Origin of the sequence: Vibrio sp. V10_P2A27P122, from assembly GCF_963874335.1 — a bacterium.
Classification (GTDB): domain Bacteria; phylum Pseudomonadota; class Gammaproteobacteria; order Enterobacterales; family Vibrionaceae; genus Vibrio; species Vibrio anguillarum.
Window position 1 is genome coordinate 1 of record NZ_CAWNHY010000204.1, and the last position, 2,396, is coordinate 2,396.

General features: G+C 44.4%; 2 protein-coding genes and 4 tRNA genes. 5 read left to right on the top strand and 1 reads right to left on the bottom strand.

What is annotated here, in order from left to right; all coding sequences use genetic code 11:
* The first annotated feature begins 127 nt into the window (after positions 1-127).
* From AACQ17_RS08730 to AACQ17_RS08745, 4 genes are all read left to right on the top strand, one after another.
* A tRNA-Thr gene (locus AACQ17_RS08730) sits at positions 128-203 on the top strand.
* A 15-nt stretch (positions 204-218) separates the two neighbouring features.
* Positions 219-294, top strand: a tRNA-Asn gene (locus AACQ17_RS08735).
* A 34-nt stretch (positions 295-328) separates the two neighbouring features.
* Positions 329-404 (top strand) — tRNA-Thr (locus AACQ17_RS08740).
* Between the two features lie 31 nt (positions 405-435).
* Positions 436-511: transfer RNA gene (locus AACQ17_RS08745), tRNA-Asn, on the top strand.
* Between the two features lie 121 nt (positions 512-632).
* Here the strand turns inward: AACQ17_RS08745 and djlA are convergent.
* Positions 633-1,487: a co-chaperone DjlA gene (djlA, locus tag AACQ17_RS08750; RefSeq protein ID WP_094147286.1), complete on the bottom strand. Its 855-nt coding sequence runs from the start codon at positions 1,485-1,487 to the stop codon at positions 633-635.
* 149 nt (positions 1,488-1,636) lie between these two features.
* Between djlA and AACQ17_RS08755 the strand changes: the two genes are divergently transcribed.
* On the top strand, positions 1,637-2,396 hold a 760-nt coding region (locus AACQ17_RS08755), incomplete at its 3' end, for an LptA/OstA family protein (RefSeq protein ID WP_276206497.1).

Consider the following 2,396-nt stretch of genomic DNA (forward strand, 5'->3'; position numbering starts at 1 on the left):
GGATAGCTCAGTCGGTAGAGCAGAGGATTGAAAATCCTCGTGTCGGTGGTTCGATTCCGCCTCCGGGCACCACAATTTCTAAATTGTTGGTGCCTAGCACAGACAATAAAATTAAAGATAAAAATGTGCCGACTTAGCTCAGTAGGTAGAGCAACTGACTTGTAATCAGTAGGTCACCAGTTCGACTCCGGTAGTCGGCACCATTCTTTAAAACCTGTTCCCCCTTAGTTCAGTCGGTAGAACGGCGGACTGTTAATCCGTATGTCGCAAGTTCAAGTCTTGCAGGGGGAGCCACTTTTCATCAATGAGCACTGCTTATTGATTCGGCGCCGACTTAGCTCAGTAGGTAGAGCAACTGACTTGTAATCAGTAGGTCACCAGTTCGATTCCGGTAGTCGGCACCATTTATCTGCATAAGATAAGCAAACATTCTGTTCCCCCTTAGTTCAGTCGGTAGAACGGCGGACTGTTAATCCGTATGTCGCAAGTTCAAGTCTTGCAGGGGGAGCCACTTTCTAAAGCCAAGTTTTCAAACTTGGCTTTTTTTGTGTCTTGCGTATGCTCATAATAAAAAGAGCCAGTTTGCACCAGCTCAATCGATTGGAACGTTCGCGGTAATTCACGATAGCCGGTTACTTAAAACCCTTCTCTTTCTTAATCAAATCGTACGCATTTTGGATCTCTTGCGATTTTTCTTTCGCAACGTTCATCATCTCTGGTGGTAAGCCTTTGGCCATCAATTTATCTGGGTGATGCTCATTCATCAATTTGCGATAGGCACGTTTAATCTCTTTAGCATCCGCATCTTTACTCACGCCTAACACATCGTAAGCATCAGTGAGGCGTTCAGCTTGCGCGGCTTGTTGCCACTGCCCAGATTGCTGGTAGCCTTGTTGTTGGCCACCAAAATTTCCGCCTTGTTGAAAACGAAAGGCCGCTTCTTGCATACGCAAGCGTCTTTCCAGTTGATCGGATGAGAAACCCAAACTACAAGCGATTTTGTGCAGTACATTGCGCTCGCTAGGGTGAACATCCCCATCGGCAAACGCGGCTGATATTTGCAATTCGAGGAAAAATTGCAACAAGTCAAAGCGTCCACCCGTCGAAAGGCGCACACGCTCCAACACTTCCTCTAAAGGAAAACCACTCTCTTTCCCCTCACGAAACGCATCTTGAGCCGCTTTACGTTGCTCACCATGTAAGTTCATACGCTCCATCATGATGGTAGCTAGCTGGATCTCTTCTTTGGTGACTTGCCCTTTCGCTTTAGCAACATGGCCCATGACCGAGAAAGCGGCTTTAAAAAATTCGTCTTGTCGCTCAGTTTGGCTTGGCCCAGAACCAAATGAGCTAGTTTTAAACCCCGCTTGATTCAAACGACGAGCTTTATCAAATTGATGCCCGAGAAACAAGCCAAAAAATGCGCCAAACGGTCCTCCAAATAAGAAGCCAAAAAAAGCGCCAAGAATTTTGCCAAAAATATGCATTATGTGCTCTCAATCTATGAATTTTTCAGGAGTAAAGCGGTCTGATAGTGCCGGGAGCTTCAATTTCCTTTATGATAAGAAACGTTTTATTTTACATTCGGCCATCCATCTTCCGAATCAATCAAGTTCAAACAGGATAGTACAACTCGATGTCATGTTTTTCCCGCACCTTGTTAGCCGCTTCAATTAGCGCAGCTCTTTTTGTGCCACAGACTCAAGCAGAAGCTATGTTAGACAATAGTGTGCAGGAAATGCCCGCTATAGATCAATGTTTGATCAACGAACCTGAAGCAGAAAACTCAAGTCAGCAACCGATTAATGTCGAGGCTGATACGCTAGAAGCCGTGAACGGTGAACGCGCAAACTACTCAGGCAATGTGGTCGTTGTTCAAGGTAAAAAACGCATTCTAGCGGATACCGTTACCCTGCATCAGAAAGATAATATTGTAGTTGCACAAGGTAATGTCAACTTCAGTGACGGTGAAGTAAGGACCATTTCTGATAAAGCCACCAACAATCTTAATACGGATTTAATGACATTAGAGAACACAAAATATCAATTTTTGTGTGAACCAGGCCGTGGTGAAGCTGTGTATATTTCCAAAACGGGTAAGGCCGTTTATGAGATAGAAGATGGTTCGATTACCTCTTGCCCTGAAGGCAATAATGCATGGCGATTGAAAGCATCCAGCATTGATATTGACCAAAATGAAGAGCAAGCCACTTTTTATAATCCGCGCTTCGAGATTCAAAATATTCCGATTTTTTATCTGCCATTTCTTACGGTGCCGATTGGCGACACACGTAAAACGGGATTTTTATACCCTACCGTTTCTTACGGTTCTAGCGATGGTTTTGAAGCCCAAATTCCTATTTATTGGAACTTAGCGCCAAACTATGACCTAGAAA